This is a genomic window from Flavobacterium sp. FPG59 (assembly GCF_002150205.1).
GTDB lineage: Bacteria > Bacteroidota > Bacteroidia > Flavobacteriales > Flavobacteriaceae > Flavobacterium.
Genome location: NZ_MTCA01000350.1, coordinates 1 through 1,749 on the forward strand (window position 1 = coordinate 1; position 1,749 = coordinate 1,749).

Here is a 1,749-nt window from a genome sequence, read left to right on the forward strand (position 1 = left end):
CACCTATAAACTTGAAACTATTCATCAACAAGATTTGAAATTTAAGAAAGCCTCCTTGTGAAACTTTGTGAATTTTGTATCTTTGAAATGAATTTTTTGAACCTATCATGAAAAAAATATACGCTTTAGCACTCCTATCAAGCTTGTTAATTGTTTCTTGTAAAAAAGAAGCCGAAACAGCTCCTACTCTAAAAAAGAATGTAGTCCCATTTACTGAAGTGGGAAATCAAATGAAAAATGAAGCTGCAATTGCAAATCAGCCTCAACAAAAAGTAGTAACAAACTCGGTGCCAAATATTGCTACTGTACAAAAAGGAATGAATCCAGCACACGGACAACCAGGCCATCGATGTGATATTCCTGTAGGTGCACCTCTAAAAAGCACTCCTGCTCCTAGCGCTCCAACAACCAAACCACAAACTGTAACTACACCTGTAAACACAGTTACAACTGTTACAAAACCTGCAGAAAACACTGTTACTCCCGAAGGGATGAATCCTCCTCATGGCCAAGAAAACCATAGATGTGATATTGCTGTAGGAGCTCCATTGCCTAAACAATAGTTGTTAGGACTTTAATTATTTATAGACTTGTAGATGGAACCATTACTGCTATTTCATTTTGATCATAGCTGTGACTTGTCACATTGGAGAATTGTAAACGACTCTGTGATGGGTGGCGTATCTAATAGTTCCATTATCTGTAATACCGATGGGAAAGGCCTCTTTACTGGAACTATTTCATTAGAGAATAACGGTGGTTTTTGTGCTTTAAAATACACTTTTGATTCGTTATCATTGCAAGATGCAAAGTCATTTTCTGTGAGATTGAAAGGTGATGGAAAAGCATACCAATTTCGGGTTAAAAATAAAATAAGCGAAGCTCATTCTTATGTTTTTGCATTTGAAACCACAACAGATTGGCAAACTGTAAATATACACCTCAATGAATTAAAACCAGCGTTTAGAGGTCAAAAACTGAACTTACCGCAATACAATGGAGAAAACTTAGAAGAAATTACTTTCTTAATTGGCAATAAAAAAAACGAAACTTTTGAGTTAGCAATAGAAAGTATTACTATCATATAGATATTACAATCGCCACGAAAAAAAACTTAAATTTTCTGTGTGAAATATAAAAAAACAGATGAATATCAAACTAATAGCCATTGGCAAAACAGATAATAAAGAATTGCAATCTTTAATTAATGATTACACTAAAAGATTGTCCTTTTACATCAAATTTGATTTAGAAATTATTCCTGACATCAAAAATGTAAAGAATTTATCTGAAAGTCAGCAAAAAGAGAAAGAAGGCGAATTGATTTTAGCAAAAATAAATCCTACTGATCAACTTATTTTGCTAGATGAAAATGGGAAAAATTTTTCGAGTGTACGTTTTTCAGAAGAACTACAAAAGAAAATGAATTCAGGTGTAAAAACTCTAGTTTTTGTTATTGGCGGTCCTTATGGATTTTCAGATACTGTTTATGCTAAAGCACAAGGAAAAATATCATTGTCTTTAATGACTTTCTCCCATCAAATGGTTCGGTTGTTTTTTATCGAGCAATTGTATCGCGGCTTCACGATTTTAAGAAACGAACCGTATCATCATCAATAATTATTTTGTTTAAAGTTTTCTTTATTTGAAGCTTAGAGTTTAGTAAATGAATTCCTGATTACTTTTCATTTCTAGTTTTAAATTTTCAATAAAGATTTTATTTTGTATATAACTACCAAAGCTTAAATC

The 1,749-nt window shown here is 32.4% G+C and carries 3 protein-coding genes; all 3 read left to right on the top strand.

The genetic code is table 11. The features are described from left to right. Nucleotides 1–107 precede the first annotated feature (107 nt). The 3 genes from FPG59_RS15855 to rlmH are packed head-to-tail and all read left to right on the top strand — an operon-like array spanning nucleotide 108 to nucleotide 1,620. On the top strand, nucleotides 108–563 hold the full coding sequence (locus tag FPG59_RS15855) for a hypothetical protein (RefSeq protein WP_086455503.1): 456 nt from the start codon (nucleotides 108–110) through the stop codon (nucleotides 561–563). Nucleotides 564–596: 33 nt separating this feature from the next. After that, nucleotides 597–1,088 carry a CIA30 family protein gene (locus FPG59_RS15860; protein WP_086455504.1) on the top strand — a complete coding sequence of 164 codons (492 nt, stop codon included), beginning with the start codon at nucleotides 597–599 and terminating at the stop codon, nucleotides 1,086–1,088. Nucleotides 1,089–1,146: 58 nt separating this feature from the next. Beyond that, nucleotides 1,147–1,620: a 23S rRNA (pseudouridine(1915)-N(3))-methyltransferase RlmH gene (rlmH, locus tag FPG59_RS15865; RefSeq protein WP_086455505.1), complete on the top strand. Its 474-nt coding sequence runs from the start codon at nucleotides 1,147–1,149 to the stop codon at nucleotides 1,618–1,620. Nucleotides 1,621–1,749 lie beyond the last annotated feature (129 nt).